24 protein-coding genes and 2 pseudogenes are annotated in these 23,548 nt (G+C 46.6%); 5 read left to right on the top strand and 21 right to left on the bottom strand.

Annotated features, from left to right (window positions below; all coding sequences use genetic code 11):
* Nucleotide 1: 1 nt before the first annotated feature.
* The 14 genes from GWP43_RS06345 to folP form a co-directional block, all read right to left on the bottom strand.
* A complete protein-coding gene (locus tag GWP43_RS06345) occupies nucleotides 2–931 on the bottom strand; it encodes an ATP-binding cassette domain-containing protein (protein WP_162663458.1) in 930 nt (309 codons plus the stop codon).
* 11 nt (nucleotides 932–942) lie between these two features.
* The gene (locus tag GWP43_RS06340; protein WP_162663457.1) at nucleotides 943–1,938 is read right to left on the bottom strand and encodes an ABC transporter ATP-binding protein; all 996 of its coding nucleotides are present in this window, start codon (nucleotides 1,936–1,938) and stop codon (nucleotides 943–945) included.
* A 391-nt stretch (nucleotides 1,939–2,329) separates the two neighbouring features.
* On the bottom strand, nucleotides 2,330–3,151 hold the full coding sequence (locus tag GWP43_RS06335) for a Cof-type HAD-IIB family hydrolase (RefSeq protein ID WP_162663456.1): 822 nt from the start codon (nucleotides 3,149–3,151) through the stop codon (nucleotides 2,330–2,332).
* A complete protein-coding gene (locus tag GWP43_RS06330; RefSeq protein ID WP_162664777.1) occupies nucleotides 3,151–4,317 on the bottom strand; it encodes an aminotransferase class I/II-fold pyridoxal phosphate-dependent enzyme in 1,167 nt (388 codons plus the stop codon). Before GWP43_RS06330 ends, GWP43_RS06335 begins: the two co-directional genes overlap by 1 nt.
* A complete protein-coding gene (locus tag GWP43_RS06325) occupies nucleotides 4,314–4,796 on the bottom strand; it encodes an Lrp/AsnC family transcriptional regulator (RefSeq protein WP_016523627.1) in 483 nt (160 codons plus the stop codon). The genes GWP43_RS06330 and GWP43_RS06325 overlap by 4 nt, the downstream gene beginning before the upstream one ends.
* 56 nt (nucleotides 4,797–4,852) lie before the next feature.
* Entirely contained in the window at nucleotides 4,853–6,232 is a 1,380-nt protein-coding gene (locus GWP43_RS06320) for an MATE family efflux transporter (protein WP_162663455.1), read from the bottom strand.
* 88 nt (nucleotides 6,233–6,320) lie between these two features.
* Nucleotides 6,321–7,556 (bottom strand): CobW family GTP-binding protein, encoded by a 1,236-nt coding sequence (locus GWP43_RS06315; protein ID WP_162663454.1) that lies wholly within the window; start codon nucleotides 7,554–7,556, stop codon nucleotides 6,321–6,323.
* Nucleotides 7,557–7,721: 165 nt separating this feature from the next.
* Complete coding sequence (gene truA / locus GWP43_RS06310; protein WP_162663453.1) at nucleotides 7,722–8,552, bottom strand: tRNA pseudouridine(38-40) synthase TruA; 831 nt, start codon at nucleotides 8,550–8,552, stop codon at nucleotides 7,722–7,724.
* Nucleotides 8,539–9,420, bottom strand: a complete 882-nt coding sequence (locus GWP43_RS06305) for a DUF2225 domain-containing protein (protein WP_162663452.1) — start codon at nucleotides 9,418–9,420, stop codon at nucleotides 8,539–8,541. The genes truA and GWP43_RS06305 overlap by 14 nt, the downstream gene beginning before the upstream one ends.
* An 85-nt stretch (nucleotides 9,421–9,505) precedes the next feature.
* Nucleotides 9,506–9,877: a holo-ACP synthase gene (acpS, locus tag GWP43_RS06300; protein ID WP_162663451.1), complete on the bottom strand. Its 372-nt coding sequence runs from the start codon at nucleotides 9,875–9,877 to the stop codon at nucleotides 9,506–9,508.
* Nucleotides 9,874–10,032, bottom strand: a complete 159-nt coding sequence (locus tag GWP43_RS14760; RefSeq protein WP_230978110.1) for a hypothetical protein — start codon at nucleotides 10,030–10,032, stop codon at nucleotides 9,874–9,876. Before GWP43_RS14760 ends, acpS begins: the two co-directional genes overlap by 4 nt.
* Before the next feature lie 140 nt (nucleotides 10,033–10,172).
* The gene (locus GWP43_RS06295; protein WP_230978109.1) at nucleotides 10,173–10,856 is read right to left on the bottom strand and encodes a CdaR family protein; all 684 of its coding nucleotides are present in this window, start codon (nucleotides 10,854–10,856) and stop codon (nucleotides 10,173–10,175) included.
* Nucleotides 10,853–11,665: a diadenylate cyclase CdaA gene (gene cdaA, locus GWP43_RS06290; RefSeq protein ID WP_162663450.1), complete on the bottom strand. Its 813-nt coding sequence runs from the start codon at nucleotides 11,663–11,665 to the stop codon at nucleotides 10,853–10,855. The genes GWP43_RS06295 and cdaA overlap by 4 nt, the downstream gene beginning before the upstream one ends.
* Complete coding sequence (folP, locus tag GWP43_RS06285; RefSeq protein ID WP_162663449.1) at nucleotides 11,652–12,506, bottom strand: dihydropteroate synthase; 855 nt, start codon at nucleotides 12,504–12,506, stop codon at nucleotides 11,652–11,654. Before folP ends, cdaA begins: the two co-directional genes overlap by 14 nt.
* 103 nt (nucleotides 12,507–12,609) lie before the next feature.
* Here folP and loaP point away from each other — a divergent pair, with 103 nt between their 5' ends.
* The 3 genes and pseudogenes from loaP to GWP43_RS06270 all read left to right on the top strand — a co-directional run bounded on the left by loaP (nucleotide 12,610) and on the right by GWP43_RS06270 (nucleotide 16,142).
* The gene (loaP, locus tag GWP43_RS06280; protein ID WP_162663448.1) at nucleotides 12,610–13,170 is read left to right on the top strand and encodes an antiterminator LoaP; all 561 of its coding nucleotides are present in this window, start codon (nucleotides 12,610–12,612) and stop codon (nucleotides 13,168–13,170) included.
* Nucleotides 13,154–14,652, top strand: a pseudogene (locus tag GWP43_RS15420) (polysaccharide biosynthesis protein). The gene loaP and the pseudogene GWP43_RS15420 overlap by 17 nt, the downstream one beginning before the upstream one ends.
* A gap of 50 nt (nucleotides 14,653–14,702) precedes the next feature.
* Nucleotides 14,703–16,142: a C69 family dipeptidase gene (locus GWP43_RS06270; RefSeq protein WP_162663447.1), complete on the top strand. Its 1,440-nt coding sequence runs from the start codon at nucleotides 14,703–14,705 to the stop codon at nucleotides 16,140–16,142.
* Nucleotides 16,143–16,440: 298 nt separating this feature from the next.
* Here GWP43_RS06270 and GWP43_RS06265 read toward each other — a convergent pair whose 3' ends face one another.
* The 5 genes from GWP43_RS06265 to GWP43_RS06245 form a co-directional block, all read right to left on the bottom strand.
* Nucleotides 16,441–18,126: a leucine-rich repeat domain-containing protein gene (locus GWP43_RS06265; RefSeq protein ID WP_162663446.1), complete on the bottom strand. Its 1,686-nt coding sequence runs from the start codon at nucleotides 18,124–18,126 to the stop codon at nucleotides 16,441–16,443.
* Nucleotides 18,123–18,671, bottom strand: a complete 549-nt coding sequence (locus tag GWP43_RS06260) for a hypothetical protein (protein ID WP_162663445.1) — start codon at nucleotides 18,669–18,671, stop codon at nucleotides 18,123–18,125. The genes GWP43_RS06265 and GWP43_RS06260 overlap by 4 nt, the downstream gene beginning before the upstream one ends.
* A 37-nt stretch (nucleotides 18,672–18,708) precedes the next feature.
* Nucleotides 18,709–19,602: an Rpn family recombination-promoting nuclease/putative transposase gene (locus GWP43_RS06255; RefSeq protein WP_162663444.1), complete on the bottom strand. Its 894-nt coding sequence runs from the start codon at nucleotides 19,600–19,602 to the stop codon at nucleotides 18,709–18,711.
* A gap of 249 nt (nucleotides 19,603–19,851) precedes the next feature.
* The gene (locus GWP43_RS06250; protein WP_230978108.1) at nucleotides 19,852–21,087 is read right to left on the bottom strand and encodes a leucine-rich repeat domain-containing protein; all 1,236 of its coding nucleotides are present in this window, start codon (nucleotides 21,085–21,087) and stop codon (nucleotides 19,852–19,854) included.
* Between the two features lie 18 nt (nucleotides 21,088–21,105).
* Nucleotides 21,106–21,645 (bottom strand): hypothetical protein, encoded by a 540-nt coding sequence (locus GWP43_RS06245; protein ID WP_162663443.1) that lies wholly within the window; start codon nucleotides 21,643–21,645, stop codon nucleotides 21,106–21,108.
* Nucleotides 21,646–21,743: 98 nt separating this feature from the next.
* Between GWP43_RS06245 and GWP43_RS06240 the strand changes: the two genes are divergently transcribed.
* Together GWP43_RS06240 and GWP43_RS06235 are read left to right on the top strand one after the other, a co-directional pair.
* Entirely contained in the window at nucleotides 21,744–22,034 is a 291-nt protein-coding gene (locus GWP43_RS06240; RefSeq protein ID WP_162663442.1) for a transposase, read from the top strand.
* A gap of 66 nt (nucleotides 22,035–22,100) precedes the next feature.
* Nucleotides 22,101–22,892 carry an IS3 family transposase gene (locus tag GWP43_RS06235; RefSeq protein WP_162663441.1) on the top strand — a complete coding sequence of 264 codons (792 nt, stop codon included), beginning with the start codon at nucleotides 22,101–22,103 and terminating at the stop codon, nucleotides 22,890–22,892.
* A 94-nt stretch (nucleotides 22,893–22,986) separates the two neighbouring features.
* On the opposite strand, the pseudogene GWP43_RS06230 reads toward GWP43_RS06235, so the two are convergent.
* A pseudogene (locus tag GWP43_RS06230) lies at nucleotides 22,987–23,244 on the bottom strand (type II toxin-antitoxin system RelE family toxin).
* A gap of 5 nt (nucleotides 23,245–23,249) precedes the next feature.
* Complete coding sequence (locus GWP43_RS06225) at nucleotides 23,250–23,480, bottom strand: hypothetical protein (protein WP_162663440.1); 231 nt, start codon at nucleotides 23,478–23,480, stop codon at nucleotides 23,250–23,252.
* Nucleotides 23,481–23,548 lie beyond the last annotated feature (68 nt).

The following is a 23,548-nucleotide window of genomic DNA, read 5'->3' as shown; positions in this document are numbered from 1 at the left end:
CCTAATCCTTCAACGCAGCGTAATGGGTATCGCTGATTTTCTTTAAATCGTACACTCGCCCTTCGGGGCTAAAGTAGCGCTCCGATTCACGCTTGTATATTTCTTCAATTTCGGCACGGCGCTTTTTATATTCATCGCGCATTTCGACATTCATTTCGGGAATTGCCGCAATAAGTCGCTTGGTGTAGATATGCATAGGGTTACGGTAAATATCTTCCCGCGTTCCCGCCTCTACGAACCGACCGCGGTACATAATATAGATGTAATCGCACATGTGTTTGACAACGCCTAAGTCGTGCGAAATAAACAGGTAACTCAGCATAAATTCACGCTGAATCTCTTTGAGAAAGTTGAGAATTTGCGCCTGCACCGAAAGGTCAAGTGCGGAAACCGGCTCGTCCGCCACAATGAGCCGCGGATTAACGGCAATTGAACGCGCAACGCCGATGCGCTGCCGCTGCCCGCCCGAAAATTCATACGGATATTTATATAAGCCATCGGGCGGAATTCCAACAATCTGCAACAGTGAAAGCACCTTCTTTAATTCTTCATGCTTTGAAAGCCGTTCAAAGTTTCTGATGGGTTCCGCAATAATGTCGCGGATACGTTTTTTGGGGTCGAGGCTTGACATAACGTCCTGAAATACCATTTGAACATTTTCGTTATATTTAATCTTTTTTCGCTGCGCCTTGGTATTTACAAGGCTGTCTTTGAAGCGGATTTCGCCGCCGGTAGGCTGTTCCAACCCGACAATCGCTTTGCCGATGGTGGTTTTCCCCGAACCGGATTCCCCAATAAGGCCGTAAGTTTTTCCTTCTTCAATCTGAAAAGAAACACCGTCCACCGCCCGAACATAGTCTTGTATCGTATTGAAAAAGCCGCCGCGGATAGGGAAATGCACTTTTAAATCTTTTACTTCCAATAATGCCATATCCGCCTCCTCTAAACCTCACCCTCGAACCGGAAATTTTTCCAGCAGGAGCAGCGAACAAAATGCCCGGGACTTACTTCATGTAAGACGGGAGTTTCTTCATGTTCTTCGGCCGGAATCCACGGAATACGGTCGGCAAACCGACAGCCCGTATGCTTGAGTTTTTTTAGCGACGGAACCATACCTTTAATAACGTGCAGCATATCATCGTCTTTATCGGCCTGCGGAATCGATTTAAGCAAAGAACGGGTGTACGGATGCAAGGGATGAGTAAACAATTCCTGCACGGTAGCCAGTTCGACAATCTGCCCCGCATACATAACCGCAACACGGTCGGCTACCTGTGCGACGACACCGAGGTCATGGGTGATAAGGATGATACCCGCCTTGTGTTCTTCCTGCAGGTCTTTGATAAGATCAAGAATCTGCGCTTGGATCGTTACGTCGAGTGCCGTCGTCGGCTCATCGGCAATGATAAGAGAAGGATTACAGGACAGTGCTGTTGCGATAAGTACCCGCTGCCTCATTCCACCGGAAAGCTCATGCGGGAATCGCTGCGCCGTACGCTTGGGGTTCTGGATACCGACATCGTTTAAAAGCTGCAAAACCCGCTCCTGCCGCTCTTTTTCGCTGAGGCTGGTATGGTACAACAGGGCTTCTTCAATCTGCTTCCCTACCCGCTGCAGCGGATTAAGTGAAGCAAGCGGATCCTGAAAGATAAATCCGATATCCTTTCCGCGGATCTTGTTCATCTCGTCTTCGGGGAGTGTCAGCAAATCCCTGCCGTTCAGGAGGATTTCGCCCGAAACGCGGGTAAAACGCATATCGTGCAATCCCATAATAGACATTGCGATAGTGCTTTTCCCGCAGCCGGATTCCCCTACAATCGCAAGCATCTCATTGGGATGAACGTCAAACGATACCCCATCAACGGCATCATAATAGTTGCCGTCGATACGGAAAGCCGTGTGCAAATTTTTAACGGTCAATAAATTGTTTTGTTCCATGGTAGTTTACTGTATTTATAACCTTTTTTAATAGCTATGTAACACGGTATCACGGATATGGAAATTTTGCAACCGTACACCTATAAAAAAATCCGGGTAACTGCATCAGGCTCTTTTGTTATCCCCGCAGAATAATTGAGGCCGTTCAACCAGAACTGCCAAGGATGGCAGAGGTTCCATACAGCAGCGATGTTTTGTGCGTGCACAAAACTCGCCTTCAACTGTTGTACACGGATGTACAACAGTTGAAGATGGTTCAAATGGTCTCGCGACCTCAATTATTCTGCGATGTTTATCAATTTTTCCTGATGCGGTTATCCGTCTGCTAGAAAAAAATGTGCGAAATTTTATCCAAAATTTCGCACAGAAAGAAGGTACCGCATCTTATACACTACAGCACGTACTTCTCTAAAAAGCGGGCGATGCCGTCTTCGTTATTGGTATAGTCTGTTACTGCGTACGCAATATCTTTGATAGCGTCGAGACCGTTTTTCATAGCGATGCCGTATCCCGCATAGCGAATCATTGTTTCATCATTCATGCTGTCGCCGAATGCCATCACAGCCTCACTTCTGACACCGAGCAGCCATGCCAGCTCCTGTAGGAATTCCCCCTTACCGGTATCCAACGGAATGATTTCCAAAAAATACGGCTTACTGGTAAACAGGACTGCCCGCGTACCGAACCGTTTTCTAAACTCAGGTTCGACGGCAGCGATAATTTCCGGCTCTGCAGGAATGAGGAGCTTATACACCGGCTTGGTGCGCAAAATTTCCCGATAGTCCTTCGGTACGACAATCTTCATTTTTGTCAGATGCGCATCCCTATCCGAAAAAACCGTCCGTTTAACGATATAAATGGTATCGTCAAAGTAGAGATGACAAGAGAGATTTTGCGACTCGATATAATCGTAAATCTCAAGCGCAAGATCGGCGCCGAGGCAGCGGCTGATGATTTCCAGCTTCATATCGGAGGTCAATATCTGTGTTCCGTTGTTGCACAGGATATAGCTTTCCGTTTTATCCGAACCGATCCGCTGCGCGTACGAATGCACCGAACGGGGACTTCTCCCCGAAGCGAGCAGCGTCAACACACCCTTTTTCATTAATGCCTGCAACACCGATACCGTATAATCGGAGATCGTCAGATCATCCCGCAAAAGGGTGTCGTCCAAATCCATTGCGATAATTTCTATATTTTTCAACTTTGCCATTATAGTGGTTCACCTTTCAAGAATCTGCCGATACGTTCAAGCGCAATCCGTATTTTGCTGATGTCGGTAGCGTAGCAGCAGCGGACAAAGCCTTCGCCGCCGCTCCCGAACACGTGCCCGGGAACAACGGCAACTTTGTAGTCGGTAATCAGCTTAACCGCAAAATCTTCCGAACTTAAACCGGTACTGCGAATATCGACAAAGAGGTAAAATGCGCCGTCGGGCATTATATACGGAATATTCATCGAGTCAAAGCTCTTCATCATCAAATTGCGCCGCTGCCGGTAGGAAATCCGCATCCGCTCAACCTCGTCCCAGCCGCGCTCCAAACCTTCCAGCGCCGCATATTGGCTCATAATGGGGGCGCAGATTGCCGCATACTGGTGAATTTTATGAATTTGCGCCATCAGCTCCTGCGGACAGGCGATAAACCCGATACGCCAGCCGGTCATCGCAAAGGACTTTGAAAACCCGTTGAGGATAATGCAGTAATCCTTCATTCCGGGAAAGGAACCGATAGACACATGCGGCGCTTCATACCGAAGTTCGCAATACACCTCGTCGGACAGCACCCAAATCTTATGCTTTTTAACGACGGCGGCGATCTTTTCCATCTCATCAGCAGGAATCATCGTACCGGTGGGATTGTTCGGGCTACAGATAATCAGCGCCTTGGTTTTCGGCGTAATAAGCGCTTCGATGGCCGCCGCAGTCGGGATAAAGTTATCCGCCGAGGTATCCAGCCCAACCGGTTTCGCCCCGCAGAGCGCAACCAAGGGCTGATACGAAACATAGCACGGTTCCGCAACAATCACCTCATCTCCCGGATTCAGAATGGAACGGAACACAATATCGATTGCTTCCGAAACGCCGAAAGTAATCAGTACCTCGTTTTTAGGAGAATACGACATGCCGTAGCGGTTCAAATAACCGGCAATCGCCTTGCGGAGCGGTTCAAGCCCCCAGTTTGAAGTATAGGATGTATGCCCGCATTCGAGATGATACCACGCTTCCTCGCGCATAACCCACGGCGTTGCAAAATCAGGCTCCCCTACCCCCAGAGAGATAATATCATCTTGTCCGGCGGCAAGCTCAAAAAAACGGCGGATACCGGAAGGAGCGACGCTCACAATCCGGTTGGAAAATTTATCGGGTCTGTCCATTATGCAGTAATCTCTTCACGGGGATCTTTTTTGGGGTCGATATAATACGTCCCGTTTTCTTTATAGGTCTTTAGCACAAAATGAGTACGTGTACTGATCACTCCTTCCAGCGAGGCGAGTTTTTCCGACACGAAAAAGGCAACCTCTTTTAAATCTTTTCCTTCGACCAGCACATGCAGATCATATCCGCCGGACATCAGCTGTACCGTCTTTACCTGCGGGTACCGATATATCCGCTCCGCAATGCGGTCAAATCCGTGTTCCCTCGCCGGTGCAACCTGAATTTCTATCATCGCAGATACCGTATCGCTGCTTGCAAGCCGTTCACGGTTGATAACCGCAGCATATTTTAAGATGATGCCCTCATCCTCTAATTTTTTAATGGCAGCGCGAACCTCTTCCTCGGACTTACCCGTCATTGCGGCAATATCCTGCGGACTCAGCCGCGCATCGTTTTCCAGTAAATCAATGATTTCCTGCATACCAGCTCCTTTCTTTTATAACAATGTTCTTAAAGGCTTCATAAAATACATCGCCCTTACACCGGCAGCGGCTCGATCTTTTCTTTGTAAATGCGATGCATAAAAAAGATACATGCGATGATGGAGACAACTTCGGCTATGAGGTACGACCACCAGATAGCATTGACATCGCCGGACATCGAAAGCAAATATGCCGCCGGAAGCAGCGCGACAATTTGACGCACAAACGTCGCGATCATACTGTAGACCGCGTTGCCGAATGCTTGAAACACCGAAGAAAAGGTGATGCCGAGTGCCGCCCCGAGGAAGCTACATGCGATGATGCGGATTGCAGGAACACCGATCGCGAGCATCGCGGGGGAGGCGTCGAATAGCCCCAAAAGCTGCGCAGGGAACAGTTCAAAAAGTGCCATTCCGAAAAGCATAATCCCCATAGCGAGAAAAAGGCCGTTCCGTATCGTCGCCGTAATCCGTTTTCTGTTCCGTGCTCCGTAATTGTACGCGATAATGGGCACCATACCGTTATTCAACCCGAACACCGGCATGAAGATAAAGCTATTCAGTTTAAAGTACACACCATACACCGCGATCGCAGTGCTCGAAAAAGCACTGAGGATGATATTGAGAAAGTAGGTGGTAATCGATGTTATCGAGCTGAGAAGAATCGACGGCACGCCGACTTTATAAATTTCCGCAACGATGCGCGGTTCGGGAAGTAGGTTTTTAAGCTTAAACTGAATTTCATGGTTTTTTGTTAGGTTAAAGAAAACCGAAACACAAAGGCCGAGGATCTGTCCCAATACGGTTGCAAGCGCCGCCCCTCGGATACCCATTTTAGGAAACGGCCCGATCCCGAAAATCAGCAGCGGGTCGAATATCACATTGAAAATCGCACCGGAAAGCTGTGAATACATTGTATACAGCGTAAGTCCCGTCGATTGGAGCAGCCGGTCAAACGTAATACCGAAAAAGAGCGCAAACGACATACGGAGCACAATATCCAAATACGCTTCCCCGTAGGAAACAATTCCGGCGTCTACTCCCTGCGAGGCAAGGTACGGGCGCACCAGTAGAATCCCTGCGATAAAAAAGACGATAAAATTACAGGCCGCCAGAAAAACGGCGTTCATCGCGGTTTTATTGACATCCGCTTGATTCCGCTGACCGAGCCGTTTGGACAGTAGGGCATTAACGCCGACCCCCGTCCCTACGGCAAAGGAAATCATCAGGTTTTGGATGGGAAAGGCAAGCGATACGGCTGTCAACGCATCCTCGTTGATTTTTGCCACAAAGATACTGTCGACGATATTATACAACGCCATAATGAACATCGAAAACATCATCGGCAGCGACATATTGAGGACGAGCTTCATAATCGGCATAACGCCCATCTTGTTTTCAGCCGAGCCGATAGGTCTTGCCTTTATTTCTTCCATTTATCTCACCTTACAAAACAGACCTGTTCGATAACTGCGTTGTCGAACAGGTTTAATCTATTAAAAACGGTTTTTGTTTAGCATTTTGCTAATCGAGCAGGGCATCCAAGTCCGCGCAAATCTTCTTTTTATCAAGCTTTTGCCCGATAATGCAGAGCTTAATCATCCGGTCGCCGACTTTTTCATCCCATTCTTCCCTCATCCGAGGTTCTCGGGCGAGAATTTTTTCCTGCTCTCGCTTAGAGGCAGTTGCAAGCCATCTGCCGGAAGCCCCCGCTTGGATTTGCCGCCCCGAAGTTTCAAAGACGTAGGCCATATCTTGTTCATCGCTGAACCAGACGACACCCTTACAGCGGATAATATTACGCGGCCATACCCCAGCGTATTTTTCAAGCTTTCCTCTATTAAACGGGCGGCGGCGGTAGTACACAAAAGAGCCGATACCGTACTCATCCTCATCCGCACCTTCATGTTTATGTTCGTGATGATGATGGTGATGCCCGTGTTCTCCATGCTCATCATGTTCGTGATGTTCATGTCCATGGTGTTCGTGCTCGTCATGGTGATCGTGATCGCAGTGCTCATGGTCGTGGTCGCACTCTTCATCATCATCGTCTTCTTCCGCACGTTTTTCCAGTTCGGCGACCCAGCCCGCACTTTCAAAGACTTTTTCAAAGTCAAACCGCTTTGTCGCAAGCAGATCCTCGAGCGGTACCTGACACCGCGCTGTCTCTATCACCTTCACATGGGGCTGAAGCTTAGTGACAACCGCCCGCACCTTTTTCATCTGATCTTCCGTTACCAAATCTTTTTTATTGATAATGAGCGTGGAGCAAAACTCAATTTGCTGGACAAGGAGCGATTCGATATCTTCTTCTCCCATATCCTTTTTTAACAGCTGCGCCCCCTCGGAAAATTCATCCACCAGCCGCTTTGCATCGACAACGCTGACGACATTATCCAAGTAGCCGTTTTCGATTGTTTCAATAGCTTGCGCAATCGGCATTGGCTCGCATACGCCGCTCGATTCAATCAGCAGATAGTCATACTTTCCCGACGCAATGAGGTTTTCAATCTGCATCACAAGATCGGTTTTAAGCGTACAGCAGATACAGCCGTTGGTAAGCGGCACAAGGCTGCTTTTATCCGTGATATTGGCGTCCTTCTCTATCAAACTGGCATCGACGTTGATTTCGCCGATATCGTTGACAATGACTGCCACCTTGTACCCCTTTTGGTTCGCAAGGATCATATTCATCAAGGTTGTTTTGCCCGCGCCTAAGTATCCGCAGAGCAGGGTAATCGGTACTAATGGTTTTTTCATATAGTTTCTCCTATCTAATTAATTTCTCCTATCTAAAAACGATAAAACATGAATATACTGTAAAACAGCATAAAATGGAAGGACTTTTAACCTTTTGAAATATACGGGGCATCTGTGCCGTCTATTTCAAAAGGCTAACGGCAAATGGTATTTCAGAATGTACTTTTATCCGATTATCACGGCTTCCGCCAGTGGTGTCAGTAAATTTTGCGGATACTCAATCGACCACAAAAAAAGCCCTTGCGGAGGAGCGGTTTCTCCCGCATTCCGGCGGTCTTTTGAGCGAAGCACAGCCTCAAAATCCTCTTTTGTGCCGTTCTGCTGCTCATAGTGCAGTAAAGTACCGGTTATCGAGCGTACCATGCGCCACAAAAAGGCATTGGCGGAAATTTCAAACACCAGAAACTCCCGATCGGTAAAAAAATGAGCACTATAGATATAGCGCGATTTACTTTTACTTTGATCGCCTGCGGCAGAGAACGTCGTACAATCCAACTCGCCTGATAGGACGCTTGCCATCTTGTTGAGCAGGTTAATATTCGGTTCTCGCCGTATGTGCCAGCAATAGGGTAATTGATGCGCAAAAGCGGTTTTCCCACAATGGATGAAATACCGGTATGTACGGGATCGGGCACTGAAACGGGCATGCAGGTTATCGGAAACGTGAACTGCTTCCATAATCCGGACATCCTTGGGCAGTGCGGAATTGAGCGCCGGAATAAAACTTTCCGGTTTAATCCGCGCTATATCGGTAAAAAAATGAGCAGCCTGCCCGCACGCATGGACGCCCGCATCGGTTCTCCCCGAACCGAAAAGCTCGACGGGGTGCTTATGTAGCAGCGCCAATGCCTGCTCTATTTCGCCCTGCACGGTGCGGAACGATTCTTGTCCGTGCCGCAGCTGTTTCTGCCATCCGTGGAAATGTGTTCCGTCGTATGAAATACGGAGCAGAATATTCCGTTGCGGGATAGCCGGATCGGGATCAGTCGTCGTCATCGGTTTCTTTTAATTCGAGTTTTAATGCATCATAGAGAGTGCGGGCATGTTCCAAAATAGGGCCGGGCTTAGCTTTGGAGGATTTTCCGAGGCCGAATAGTTTTGCCAACGCGATTTTATGCATTTCAAGCCGTTTTAGCCGCGTTTCGGCATCTTGCCTCTGACCGTACCGGTACTCCAATAATGCTCCCAGATAAATAACGCCGTCGTACCCATAATTTTTATCTACATCAGGCCCGAAGGATTTTAAACCTGCTATCATCTCTTTACCGGTTGTTTCCAATTCAAGCGCTCGTCGATATAAGAACAGCGCTTTCTGATAAAAGAGTTTTGAAATATAGGTGTAATTCTCCTCCGGTTCTTTTTCTCCGAGCGTTGAAAAGAGCCACGCGGCGCGAAGCGCACATATTGCCTGCTTAATAGTAGGAGAATATTTTGAATCGAAATGGTCGTAGCAGAGTAAGGCCAGATAATAGGACGCCGCTCCTGCATGAAGTGTTCTGGCAGTATTAAAATCAATATACCCAAAAAGACCTTTTACCGCACTGTAGCGCTCATTCATAGCTTCGAGTAATCTTTCGGCAATCGGCTTTTCAATAACTCTAAAGTCCTGGGTAAATCCTGTGTATAAACATTGCGGACAAACGGTCATACTGTAGATAAGTGGATAGACCTCTCCGTATTTCGCCGACGGTTCATATAAGCGGCGCAATTCCTCCGTTAAATCACCGGCGATAACGCGGCCGCCACCGGAATACATTTCTTCTCGTTTAAACTTTGCCCCGCATACGGGACATTCAATCTGATCCTTGGAATAATAAGAAATAGCTACTTCTTTTTTGCTTTGCTGATCTTCTTCACGTTTCATACTACAGATCTCCTTGTAAACATACCGGGTATTCGGGAATATCTCAATAGTCGGTTGCTTTTTTGGCGTTCCCCGTGTCTGACTACTAACTTTCCAATATTACAGCTGCAATAGCCATATTACTTTCATGGGTCAGTGAAAGATGGATACGGGTACCGCAGATACGCTTGAATGGCGTTGCTGCATCTCCTAAGAGTGTCAATTCAGGTTTTCCGTTCGGATTATTGGTAACGAGAATATTTTTTAGTGTTATCCCTTTTAATCCTGTACCGAGCGCTTTTCCATACGCTTCTTTCGCGGCAAAGCGGGCTGCCAAAGAGTAGGCAGCGGTCAAGCCTCTACTTTTAGTTTCCCTCAATTCTTGCGGATGAAAAAAGCGAGCAAGCAGTCCTTCATCTTCCATCCACCGCCGTATACGACTGATAGCAACGGCATCTATTCCGAAACCGACAATCATCTATGCATTTCATCCCCTTCCGATACCTCCGGAAATTCCGCTGTTACCTGCACCGATTTAGGACTTACTTGCAGTACATGCAGTTTTGAATATTCTGTCGATAATACCGGAAAAACAGGCAGCGTATACACACCCCCGCTCGGTAATACTTTCACACGACACTGTTAATATATTTTCGGAAGGGCTCCATGTTTCCAGCAGTTTTTTTGGTCCCTGTACTTCCAAGCTACCGGTTTTTGTATCAGCAGTTATCGATAGTCCTTTGTTTTGTTTTTCAAAATAAAGAGGGATGTTATCAAATTTTTTTTGGATAGTTGTTTCGTTTATTTTTTACCGTATGTTGTACCTGTGCCTTACCGACGATAGAAATTAACGGGTTGTTGTTGATGATGGCGGCTGTTCCCGAAAAACCGCTCGTACGCGCTTCTATCGAAAGCGGCTCAGTCACAAGTTCGTTGATTTTTTCAACGAGTTCGGCAGGACATTCAATTTCAACAGCTGCCGGTTCCAGCGAACTTTCGGTTACCTCATATCCGTCGGCTGGGATCCCTTTTAAAGAAAGCGTAACGGGCACCTGTTTGCGTATACTTGTCGCCAATCGAAGCGTTAAAATTGCCGGTTCCGTACTAATTTCCATATTGCCGAGCGGCGTTACCGTCCCCGCCAACCGAGTTTTGATCGGTATTCGATACGTCCCTTCGGTTTTAAAATCGGATATATTGATAAAAGCAATAATATCATTTTCATCGATGGAACCGATTCCGATTGCATCGCCCCAAATGCTAACCTTTATCTTTGCGGGATATTGTTCCGCAGGTGTGAGGAGGCCGTTATTTTCAATCGTAAGCGGTACAATGAGATATCGTTTATCCAATAGAGTTCCGCGATAAAATTCCGAAAGGAAAACGGCAAAGACAAGACAGATAATTTTAGCCGGCCAATTTTCGGTAAGCCGGAGTAATATTTGTTTTATATTCATGAAGCGCTTCCTTCGGATGTCTCGATGTTTTGGGTCTTTGCCTTGACTTTGAGCAGATAGGTCAGCTCCGATTCGATATTGTCCGTGGTAAGGTCGTAATACAGCTTTGAATCGTACGCGAGGCTGATTGCCCCCGATTCTTCGGACACGATGAGCACAACCGCATCGGTTTCTTCGGCAATACCAAGCGCCGCACGGTGCCGTGTCCCAAAGCTCTTGTTGATATCCTCTTGCTTGGTAAGCGGCAGATAGCAGCCCGCCGCAATAATCCGCCCGTTATCGATAACGACTGCTCCGTCATGCAACGGAGTGTCAAATTCAAAAATGGTAACAAGAAGATTTGAGCTAATCTCCGCATTGATTCGGGTTGCAGAGGGGTTTTCGATAATCTCTTTTAAATTATTCTGCCTTAAAAATATGACCAGCATTCCGCGGCGCTCTGCAGAAAGGCGTTCGGCGGCGGTTAACACGTAGTCGATATGGCTGTGTTGAGATCGGGAACGTCTGAACCAATCGTTTTGTCCCATCGTCAGGAACATTCTCCGCAGTTCGGGTTGAAAGATAATCGCTGCACCGATAACAACTCCGGTTGCGAGCATGTTCAATATCCAAAGCAGCGTCGTAAGGTGCAGTAGGAATGCAACTGCGTAAATAAGGAGCATCAATAAGGCACCCTTCCCGAGCTGTGCTGCCTGCGTTTTAATCAGTATCTGATATGACTTATACATCAGGAACGCGAGAAGGAGTATATCCAGTGCCGGCCCGATATAGGAAAGATAGAATGACAACATATCCCTAAGTAGTTCCATATTTTTGCAATTCCTTTAACACCAGTAATAGTTCTCGTGTTTCGGCAACATCGTGTGCCCGTACGATAGAAGCTCCTTGCTGCACCGCATACATCGTTGCGGCAAGCGTTCCTGCAAGGCGCTTTTCGGGAGGTTCTCCGGTAACGTAGCCGATAAACGACTTCCGCGAAAGGCCTACTAGCAGCGGGTATCCTAAGCCGGTAAAGTATGCGCTTGCCGCAATCAGCCGGTAATTATCTTCAGCCGTTTTCCCAAAGCCGATACCATAGTCGATAATGATACGCTCATGCGCTATTCCGCAGTTTAAAGCATGCGCCACCCGTGCTTCAAGATAGTCCCGCACTTCCGTTACTACATTGCGGTATTGCGGAACATTTTGCTGCATGGTCGGCGGTGTTCCCCGTTTGTGCATAAGAACCACCGCACCGGCTTCTTCCGCAATCAGCGTACCGAGTGCCGGATCATCGATTAAAGCCGAAATATCGTTACACAGTGTTGCTCCAGCCTTAAAAGCGGCCTTCATAACCGCTGCTTTCCGGGTATCTACCGAAATGGCAACAGTACTGCGCCCCCGTACAGCTTCAATTAACGGTATGACCCGTTCAAGTTCTTCTTCTTCACTGATATAGGAAGCGCCGGGACGAGTCGATTCACCTCCGATATCGATAATATCGGCGCCTTCCGCTTCTAAAGCTAATGCCCGTATCAAGCTTTTTTCCAAACTTGTTGAACGGCTCGGTTCATAAAACGAATCGGGGGTTGTATTGACAATCCCCATGATAAAAGCCGGTAAATCGGTTTCTATTATATGCCCTTTCCCACAATCAAGCTGTAACCGCATAGCGGATTATAGCAGATTTTTCGGCTCTTGTCCTAGAGTCCACACACCACCTGACTTATATCCCGTGGAGCTTTTTTTCTTTTTATGTTAAAATGAAAATTGTATGGATTATTACGCAGTGCAGGTAAAAACGGGCAAGGAACCGGAGCTGTTAAAAATAATACGGAAATTAAATGAAGAAAATCATGAAATAGAAGCCTATTTTCCGCGCCGCGTACTGTATATTAAAAAGAAAGGTATACGGCATAAAGTTGATGCGCCGGTATTTCCCGGCTATATCTTTTTAGAAATCGATGACTTATCGCTTCCTCTTTGCTGGCGACTCCGTAAGACACCGAATTTTTATCATTTTTTGCCGAATAATCAAAATCCGCTGCCGCTTGCCGATAACGACCTCTCGCTTTTGCGCCATTTTCTTTCGTTCGGAGAAATCACCGCTCCGTCTAAAGTATTTTTTGACGCGAATGCACGGATATGCGTTATCGAAGGAGCGCTCAAAGGGCTTGAAGGAAAAATTATCAAAGTTGATAGAAGAAAGCAACGGGCTAAGGTACTACTCGACATGTACACCGACAGCTTTCCCATCGATTTGGCTTTTGATGTGATAGAACCGGCAGCTTCCGGTTCATATAAATTGGAAGGGAGAAATGACAGTTCCAAATAATAAAGTACAGCCGACCGTCTATATTATCGGGGCGGGGCTGGCAGGCACCATGATTGCCCATGAGATAAAACGAAAGGGCGTATTCGGCCGCGTCGCAGCGTTCCTTGATGATGATCCGCAGAAAATCGGCAGTAAGATTGAAGGGATACCGGTACTTGGGCCGATTCAAGATGTTGCCCGCCTTATCAGAGTGGAGGCGCGCGATGAACTGCTGATTGCCATTCCAAGCATAAAGGCAGAGCGGCTGCGTGAAATTTATGCGATTGTAAAAGAGGCAGGATTTACCACCATCAAATTACTGCCCGGCATTTCGCAGATTGTGGACGGCAATGCGCACCTTGTACAAGCACGGGAGATAAATCCACAAGACCTGCTTGGACGCACGCCGATAAAAATCAGTTTAAAGAACAGCCTCGCCTATCTGCGCGGAAAGCGGGTATTGATAACCGGTGCAGGCGGCTCTATCGGCAGCGAGCTTGCACGGCAGCTCCTTTCAGGCGGCGCCGAGCGGCTCTACCTATTCGGGCATGGGGAAAACTCAATCTATCAGATCGATAAGGAACTGCGTCTCTTGCAGGAAGAAGGGGTCGGCGACAAGGCGACGATCGTGCCCATCGTAGGCGAGCTGAAAGACCGCGAGTATATGCGGTATATCATTGGGAAGCTCCGCTGCGATGCAGTCTTTCATACGGCGGCTTATAAGCACGTACCACTGATGGAAGCGAACCCCGTCGCCGTCATCGAAAACAACGTGTTCGGTACTAAGAACCTGCTCGACGCCTGTATCGAAAACGGCGTTAAACGCTTTGTACTTATCTCGACGGATAAGGCGGTTAATCCCGTATCGATTTACGGGGTATCGAAGATGCTCAACGAGAAGATGGTACTTGATGCCGCCGCGCGGGGTCAAAGAAAAATACGGTAGTCCGGACTATGCCTATATGTTTGTCCGGTTCGGAAACGTACTCGGTTCGCGCGGCTCGATTTTTCCGCTCTTTGTGGAGCAGGTAAAAAAAGGAGGCCCCGTAACGGTAACCTCCCCCGATATGATGCGCTTTTTTTATGACCATACCGGAAGCCTGTTCGCTGGTACTGCAAACGGGCGGGGTTGGCATCAACGGGCAGTCATACTTACTGGATATGGGCGAGCCGGTCAATATTCTGGAAACCGCCCGTCAGCTGATACGGTACATGGGCTACGAACCCGAGAAGGACATACCGATAGAAATTATCGGGGTACGGCCGGGAGAACGGTTGGAAGAGCCGCTCACTTCGGAAACGGAGTATACCGAGCCGACCGATTACCCGAAAATTCTTTGCCTGCAAAACCGTGAAGAATACGACCGCGATACCCTTGGTAAACTACTTACCGCACTACACCCCGTATGCTGTCCTTCGGGAGAGACGGAGCTTTATCGGAATAAAGAATACCTGACGCGTATACTCTGCGATGCATGTCAGTCGCTTAGGGATGCGCAGTAAAAGCACTTCCCGCACATTAAATCTAAAAGGTTTATAGGAGATTCGATTATATGAAAAACACACATCATCAATCTTGCACCACCGTGTTGGTCGGTAAAAATGCCTCAGTTGACGGTTCGATAATGATTGCCCGTAACGAGGACTTTCATGAAGCAATTTCAGTTAAGCTTTTTACCGTGATGCCTGCAAGCGAGATCAAAAACCGTACCTATACGTCGAAAAATACCGGTGTTACCGTTGCGCTGCCGGAGAAGGCGCTGCGCTGCACTTCTACGCCTCAGGCATTTCAGCTGCTGAAGGGCGATGAAGGAGAATACGGTGAAGCGGGTATCAACGAAAAGAATATTGCCGTCAGCTCAACCGAAAGCGTATACGGCAACCCGCGTGTGCTTGCATTCGATCCGCTCGTGCCGGACGGCATCGGAGAAGATGCCATCCACAGCATCGTAGCGCCGTTTATCAATTCCGCGCGGGGAGGCGTCGCCTTTTTAGGAAAATTGATTGCGCAATACGGTTCGGCGGAAGGCAACGGGATCCTTTTTGCCGATGCGGATGAAGCGTGGTATATGGAAATCCCGTGCGGACATTACTGGGTCGCGCAGCGCATCCCCGATGACTGCTATGCGGTTGCGCCCAATCAGGTCTGTATCGAAACCATCGATTTTTCAAACGAACGTGATTTTATGTGGGCGGACGGCATTCAGGCATTTGCCGATGCGCATAAGCTCAATCCCGACCGCGAAGGCTTTAATTTCCGGCATATTTTCGGCACTTCAACCGAGAAAGACCGTGTGTACAACACGCCGCGCGCATGGTTCGCACAAAAATATCTGAACCCCGAAATAGAGCAAAGCCCCGTATCCAACGATATCCCGTTTATACGAAAGGCGAACAGGCTAATTTCGGTAGAAGATGTGCAGTATATCTTGAGTTCGCATTACAACGAAACCGTCTACGATCCGCTCGGCAAGGCGGGAACCGACTATGAAAAAACGCGGTTCAGAGGAATCTCCCTTTCCCGCACGGCGGAATCCCATATTCTTCAGCTGCGTCCCGGCGTACCGGAAGGCATAGCCGCTATTCAGTGGCTCGCATTCGGTACCACCGCCTTTACCCCCTATGTGCCGTTTTTTACCAACATCAACGACACGCCGAAAATCTATAAAAAAAAGACGGCGACCGTTTCGCTCGAAAACGCCTATTGGCTGTTTAAAATCCTCGGTTTTCTGACCGAAAGCCGCTATCCGACGTCCCGCGACGCAAATACCACCTATCTGAACGAGATGCAAACCTACGGATTCAAACGAGTTTATGAGGTTACCGAAGCAGGCAAAGCCCTGACCGGAGAAAAACTGACCGAATTCCTCACTGCGGAAAACGAAAAGACCGCCGCTTATGTCATCAAAAAGACCAAAGACCTCATCGCGCAGCTGATGCTGGAATCATTTAACTATTCAAAGCTCAGCTTCAAAATGGATAAAAACCTGTAAAAACTCAGGGCAACCGCATCAGACTGTTTTTTTAACAGCCCTGCAGAATAAACAGGCTATTCGACCAGAGTTTCGCCGTTCCACGGCTCAAATGGTCTCACAGCCTATTTATTCTGCAGTTTTGTCTATTTCTCTGATGCGTTTGCCCTTTTTCTGAAAAAAATTGTGCAAAATTTTAGATAAAATTTTGCACAAATGGAAGGTAAAAATATGCTTACGATACGGAATGTTTCAAAAACGTATGGACGGTCGGCGGGAAAAGCGGTTGATAATTACCAATTACCCATTACCCATTCCATTAAATCTCAACCCATGACCAGCTTCCATTCCACTTATACATCTTCCACTTCTTGTTATTTTTAGCATTATTAAAGGCGGTTTTCAGTGCCTCAGGTGTGCTAAAGTCTGTGTGATTGCCTTCGCTAAGGCCGGATTCTTCGGTGTAAAGAATACACTCCCCCTTATCACTATCCTGCCGCGCCGGTAAATCGTCAAAGAGTTTGGTAAAGGCTTGTGCGGTGAGCTTATTGTTGTAGCAGTGTAGCGTTCGCAAAGCAGTTAAGCCTTGCACATTAAGTGTAGTGAGTTGATTGTAGCCGCAGCTCAGCCCTTTCAAAGCGGTACAGCCCTGCACATTAAGTGCGGTAAGCTGATTGTTATAGCAGTACAGCTCTTTCAAAGCGGTTAAGCCCTGCATATTAAGTGTAGTGAGTTGATTGTAGCCACAGCTCAGCTCTTGCAAAGCGGTACAGCCCTGCACATTAAGTGCGGTAAGCTGATTGTTATAGCACCTCAGCTCTTGCAAAGCGGTACAGCCCTGCACATTAAGTGTGGTAAGCTGATTGTCAGTGCAGACCAGCCATCTCAAAGCGGTACAACCCTGCGCATTAAGTGCGGTGAGTTGATTGTTATAGCAGTGCAGCTTTTGCAAAGCGGTTAAGCCCTGCACATTAAGTGCGGTAAGCTGATTACCAGAGCATGTCAGCGTGTGCAGAGCGATGCAACCCTGCACATTAAGTGCGGTAAGCTGATTGTTATAGCAGTACAGCGTTTGCAAAGCGGTTAAGCCCTGCACATTAAGAGCGGTCAGCTGATTGTCCGGACAGTACAGCGTTTGCAAAGCGGTTAAGCCCTGCATATTAAGTGCGGTAAGCTGATTGTTATAGCAGTGCAGCCTTTGCAAAGCGGTTAAGCCCTGCACATTAAGTGCGGTAAGCTGATTGTTATAGCAGTACAGCTCTTTCAAAGCGGTTAAGCCCTGCATATTAAGTGCGGTCAGCTGATTGCTGTAGCAGGACAGCTCTTGCAAAGCGGTTAAGCCCTGCGCATTAAGAGCGGTAAGCCGATTGTAGCCGCAGTTCAGATATTGCAAAGCGGTTAAGCCCTGTACATTAAGTGCGGTGAGCTGATTATTGTCGCAGCCCAGCTTGATGATCTTGCCTTTGAGGATAACCCTTGTGCCTTTTGCGTGCAGCACGGTTTTGGCACCGCTTGTAAGCTCCGTTTCTTCACAGCCTTCCACCGTAATGGGGGCACTGTCGGCGGTTGTTACCTTAACTTTGATATCGAGCTTGTCGGGGCTTAAGATGAGCGATGCGCCGCCTTCGACAAAGGGGGCATCAAAGCTCACTTTAACGTCAACCGCTTTTGTAACGGTATGGATATATGAATTTTCCGTATTGTCTGTAACAACGATGCCGTCTACTTTCCACTCTTTTATCATGTAGCCTGCGGCAGGCTCTGCCGTAAAAGTTACCTTTTTACCCTGTTCAATGCTTATGGGACTCTTCGCCGTTTCCTCTACACCGTCCGCCTTTACTTTAAGCGTTCCGCCGGTGCCTTCTACGCTGAAAGTTACCGTGTGTTTGGGAACCGCAGAACTTTCACCCTTTTCCTCCTCAACCAGCATCTCCTTTAAAAACGGGTTTTTACAAGCGGAAACCGATACTAAAAGTACCGCCAAAACTAAAACAATCTTTTTCATATTCTAAATCCTCCGCTTACTCCGGCAGCCCAGATTATCGGATAGCCGCCTCTTATATACGGTTCGATAAAAAAGGTTTTTACTGCAAAGCGGTAACCGAATGTTCCTTCTCCCAAGCCGAATACAAAGGGTTTTGCGCTCTTTCCGTTCCAGCCTAAGGAAACGCCTCCTTCCGCCTGAACAAAAAAGCCCGAATCGCAGGTTTTAAACTTTGCAAAATCATAAAAATTCCAGCGGAACAAAACAGCCGTATCAAGAAGACTGTATCTTTTAAATCCCGTCGAATACAAGAGCTTTGCACCGGCTGAAAACCTGCCCGTTTTAACCCAATCAGGCAATACAAACAGCCCGTACAGCCCTGCGCCCAAGGCATAGCCTTTCGGCATGTTCATATTCCCTTCCGCAGAAAGCCCCACCGACCAATGAAGAACGTCTTTTTGTTCTGCAGGTTCCTCATTCACCTCTTGGGCAAAAAGAACGGAAGCTCCCATAATCCATAAAAACACCGGCACACAGAGTGCTGTTTTTACATAATTTTTCTTCATACATCAATGCTCCCGATAACTAATTCATAATTCCCAATTATTTAATCGCTTCTACTTCCGCTTTGCTCAGACCGGTCATCTTTTCGATAAATGGGATTTCACAATTCGCTTGTTTCATCAACCGTGCTGTTTCAAGCGCTTTTTGGCGAGAACCTTGAGATAGTCCTTGAGATAGTCCTTGAGATATCCCTTTGGCAAAGGCTATTTTGCCTGCTTCTTCTCTCTGTACTGCAATATCTGTGTCATAATCATATTCGGCTATTAGCATATTGATCACCTCCCGTGACTTTCGCTGTAAGTATTCTTTTAAGATTCCTTTTTCTATACATATTTTTACCGCATTGGTAAAGCCGTTTTCAGGGTCGAGTTGCGTTTGGATGCGCACCTCTTCAATAAACAAACTGTATTCATCTAAGGTTTTGCAATGGCTCAATACTTCTGCTCCCTTGCTTTTGTTTATGTTATATACCTTTACCTCAAGGTCTAACGGCATCTGCTCAGGTTTGGTAATAAAGGCATCTGATAGTTTTAACACTGTAGTTTCAGGGTAGTCTTCTATGCCATTGTAAAAAACGTAGAACTCCGGCGTAGGTATTTTTGATAGCTTTCTTAAATACCTGTCTGCCGGTGCTTGTAACTTTTCATACAATCTTGCTATATATTGCAAAAAGCGTAATGGCATATTCTCGTTTATGGTAGATTGATGTTCAGCAAGAACGATAATCTTATTGTCTACAAGGCAAGAAACATCGTTGATGATGTTCATATACATAATGTTATCAAGCCGTATGTTTTCTACAGGACAGGAAAGTTGAAGGTTTGTACCATGCAGGGCATTATACAGTGATAAAAAGTTCTCTTTAGCCTTTTCATCTTCACTGAATAGGTCAACAAATACCGAATCTTTATATTTTCTATTTGCCGTAGTCATAGCGGATACCTCTTACTGACTGCATTATAGCATAGATTATAGGATTTAAAAATAAATTGTTCTATTCTTTCCATATAAAATTCTTTGCGTTTTTGCGGTGAGGTTTTTAGGGAAGAAAGGGAGACGCTTCATAATGTGTAATGTGTAATCAATTTGTAATTGGTAATGTGTAATTTGTAATTGACAATTCGACAATTACCCATTACCAATTACCCATTACCAATTACCCATTACCAATTACCCATTCCATTAAATCTCAACCCCGAGCCAGCTTCCATTCCACTTATACATCTTCCACTTCTTGTTATTTTTAGCATTATTAAAGGCGGTTTTCAGTGCCTCAGGTGTGCTAAAGTCTGTGTGATTGCCTTCGCTAAGGCCGGATTCTTCGGTGTAAAGAATACACTCCCCCTTATCACTATCCTGCCGCGCCGGTAAATCGTCAAAGAGTTTGGTAAAGGCTTGTGCGGTGAGCTTATTGTTGTAGCAGTGTAGCGTTCGCAAAGCGGTTAAGCCCTGCACATTAAGTTCGGTAAGCTGATTGCTGCCGCACACCAGACTTTGCAAAGCGGTACAGCCCTGCACATTAAGTTCGGTGAGCTGATTGCCCCAGCAGTTCAGCGTTTGCAAAGTGGTTAAGCCCTGCACATTAAGAGCGGTAAGCTGATTGCCCCAGCAGCGCAGATCTTTCAAAGCGGTGCAGCCTTGCACGTTAAGGGATGTAAACTGATTGCCCCAGCAGTTCAGCGTTTGCAAAGTGGTTAAGCCCTGCACATTAAGTTCGGTGAGCTGATTGTTGTGGCAGTACAGCTTTTTCAAAGCGGTTAAGCCCTGCACATTAAGTGCTGTAAGCTGATTGTTATAGCAGTACAGCTCTTCCAAAGCGGTTAAGCCCTGCACATTAAGAGCGGTAAACTGATTGTTGTGGCAGTACAGCTTTTTCAAAGCGGTTAAGCCCTGCACGTTAAGTGCGGTGAGCCGATTGCCGGCGCAGGACAGATATTGCAAAGCAGTTAAGCCTTGCACATTAAGTTCGGTCAGCTGATTGCCCAAGCAGTCCAGCCCTTGCAAGGCGGTTAAGCCCTGCACATTAAGTGCGGTGAGCTGATTGATGTGGCAGTCCAGCCCTTGCAAAGCAGTTAAGCCCTGCACATTAAGTGCGGTCAGCTGATTGTTGTCGCAGCCCAGCGCAGTGATCTTGCCTTTAAGGATAACCCTTGTGCCTTTTGCGTGCAGCACGGTAACGGTGCCGCTTGTAAGTTCCGTTTCGGTGCAGCCTTCTACAGCTACGGCGGAACCGTCCGAGGTTACTGCCTTAACGCTGATGACGAGCTTATTGGGGCTTAAGATGAGCGATGCGCCACCTTCGACAAAGGGGGGGGCCTGCGGTTTTTCAGGTACAGTGTTTCCCTTCCCCTCTTCAACCAGCATCTTCTTTAAAAACGGGTTTTTACAAGCGGAAACCAATACTAAAAGTACCGCCAAAACTAAAACAATCTTTTTTCATATTCTAAATCCTCCGCTTACTCCGGCAGCCCAGATTACCGGATAGCCGCCTCTTATATAGGGTTCGATAAAAAAGGTTTTTACTGCAAAGCGGTAGCCGAATGTTCCTTCTCCCAAACCGAATACAAAGGGTTTTGCGGTCTTTCCATTCCAGCCTAAGGAAACGCCTCCTTCCGCCTGAACAAAAAATCCTGAATCGCAGGTTTTAAATTTTGCAAAATCATAAAAATTCCAGCGGAACAAAACAGCCGTATCAAGAAGACTGTAGCTTTTAAATCCCGTCGAATACAAGAGCTTTACACCGGCTGAAAATCTGCCTGTTTTAACCCAATTAGGCAATACAAACATCCCGTACAGCCCTGCACCCAAGGCAGAGCCCTTCGGTACATTCATATTCCCTTCCGCCGAAATACCCAAAGACCAATGAAGGCCGTCTTTTTCTCTTTTAGGTTCATCCTCAACCTCTTGAGCAAAAAGAACGGAACCGCTCAAAAATACCAGCGCACAGAGCGCTGCCTTTACACAATTTTTCTTCATACATCAATGCTCCCGATAACTAATTGTTAATTGGTAATTTGTAATGTGTAATTTTCGAAACTTGTATAATAAAAGTAGACAGGTAAAATGGAGAATATATGGGACGTGTTTACAAGAATTATACGAAAGATTTAAAAGAGCAGGCATGTAAGCTGGTTGTTGAAAAAAACATACCCGTGCGCATTGTGGCAGAGAAATTGAGTGTACGAGTACAGCTTTTATACAAATGGTTAAACCAATATGAAAGCTATGGACAGGAAGCTTTTGTCGGTTCAGGACGAGTAAGAAGTGCAGATGCGCAACTGAAGAAACTGCAAAAGGAAAACGAGTACTTAAAACTGGAGAATGAAGTACTAAAAAAAGCAGCGGCATACTTTGCGGAAAAGTGAGCGAATGCGTCAAAATAGCAAAAAAATATTTTTCTCAAAGAAAAATAAGCACTGTATGCCGGATACTTGGCGTATCGCGTAGCAGCTACTATAGGCAAGCAAAGGAGCAGAAAGAAGAAAAAACAGCTTGAGCAGCGTATCATTTCTACATTTGCCAAACATAAGGGAAATTATGGGCGGATACGGATCAAAAAAGCGCTTGAGCGAGAGCATATCAAAGTGAGTGAATGGAAAATTGCTCGAATTATGAAAGAGAACGGGTTAATAGCGAAAGGAGGCAGAAAGAAAGGGCGAGGGAAAAGGAGCAAAATGGTGCAACAGGAAAAAATAATTAAACAAAATGTGATTAAGGACAAATTTGCTGTGAAGGAAGTAAATAAGCTTTGGAGTTCGGATATCAGTGAATTTAAGATAACAGGAGGCAAGGTGTATGTTTGTGGGATAATAGATGTTGCAAGCAGGGTGATTGTTGGTTGGTCAATCCAATTACATATGAGAGAAGTTATTGTACATCAAGCTCTGAAAATGGCTTGCGGCCGCCATGTGAATGTACCAGCTGAACGCTATATGCACACTGATGGCGGTAGCCAGTTTTGCTCAAAAAAGACAACGGAGCTGATTGAGAAAGCAGGCTTTATCAAAAGTATGTCAAGACCCGGAGTTCCGCAAGACAATCAGCCAATTGAAAGTTTCTGGAAGACCATGAAACGAGAGATGCCGAGTATTCGCCATATGAAATTTGAACAGGCGAAAGCAACGATAGTCGAATATATAGAGTTGTATTATAACAGTGAAAGACTTCATTCAAGTATTAATTATCGAATACCAAATGAAGCTTACCAACAATTATCAATTTAATGTGTCTACTAATACTTGACAAGTTTCTTCTTAAATTATCCATTACCAATTACCAATTAATTAATCGCTTCCACTTCTTCTTTACTGAGACCGGTCATCGATACACTGTTGACCGGTGATCGATTTCGATGACGGTGATAACCAATTTATCATCATGGATACGGCACAAAATGCGGTAATCGCCCACGCGGTAGCGTCATAGACCAGCAAGGTTTGAACTAAGCGCTTTTCCGCGGGAGCGTGGATTACCGAGCGCGGCAATTTCGCTCATATACCTTTTAATGCGGTTTTGTATCGGCTTATCAAGACTTGAAAACTGTTTACCTGCTTTCGGAGCGTATTCAATTTTCATTTTAATTATAGTCCAAGCTCTTTGTACAGAACTTCAGCAGGGATTGCAGGTTCCCCGCTTTTTTCAAAGTCAAACCACGCCTTTTCGGCGAGTGCAGCATCTTCAGCATCTTCTTGCAATTCGGCAAGGTAGCGGCTTAGGGCATTTTCCAAAACCGTATCTTTGGTTGCTCCGCTCATTTGCGCAGCCTGCTCCAATTCCCGATATGCTTTATGTGTCATAGTCATTGTAGGCATAGTAAGCCTCCTCGTCTTTTATTATACCATAGGTCATCTCTAAAAACTCGGTTAGCTTTTAGAGATGA

Source organism: Treponema vincentii (assembly GCF_010365865.1).
Lineage (GTDB): Bacteria > Spirochaetota > Spirochaetia > Treponematales > Treponemataceae > Treponema.
The sequence above is the reverse complement of the archived record's forward strand: the minus strand, read 5'-3'. Positions and strand labels throughout refer to the sequence as shown.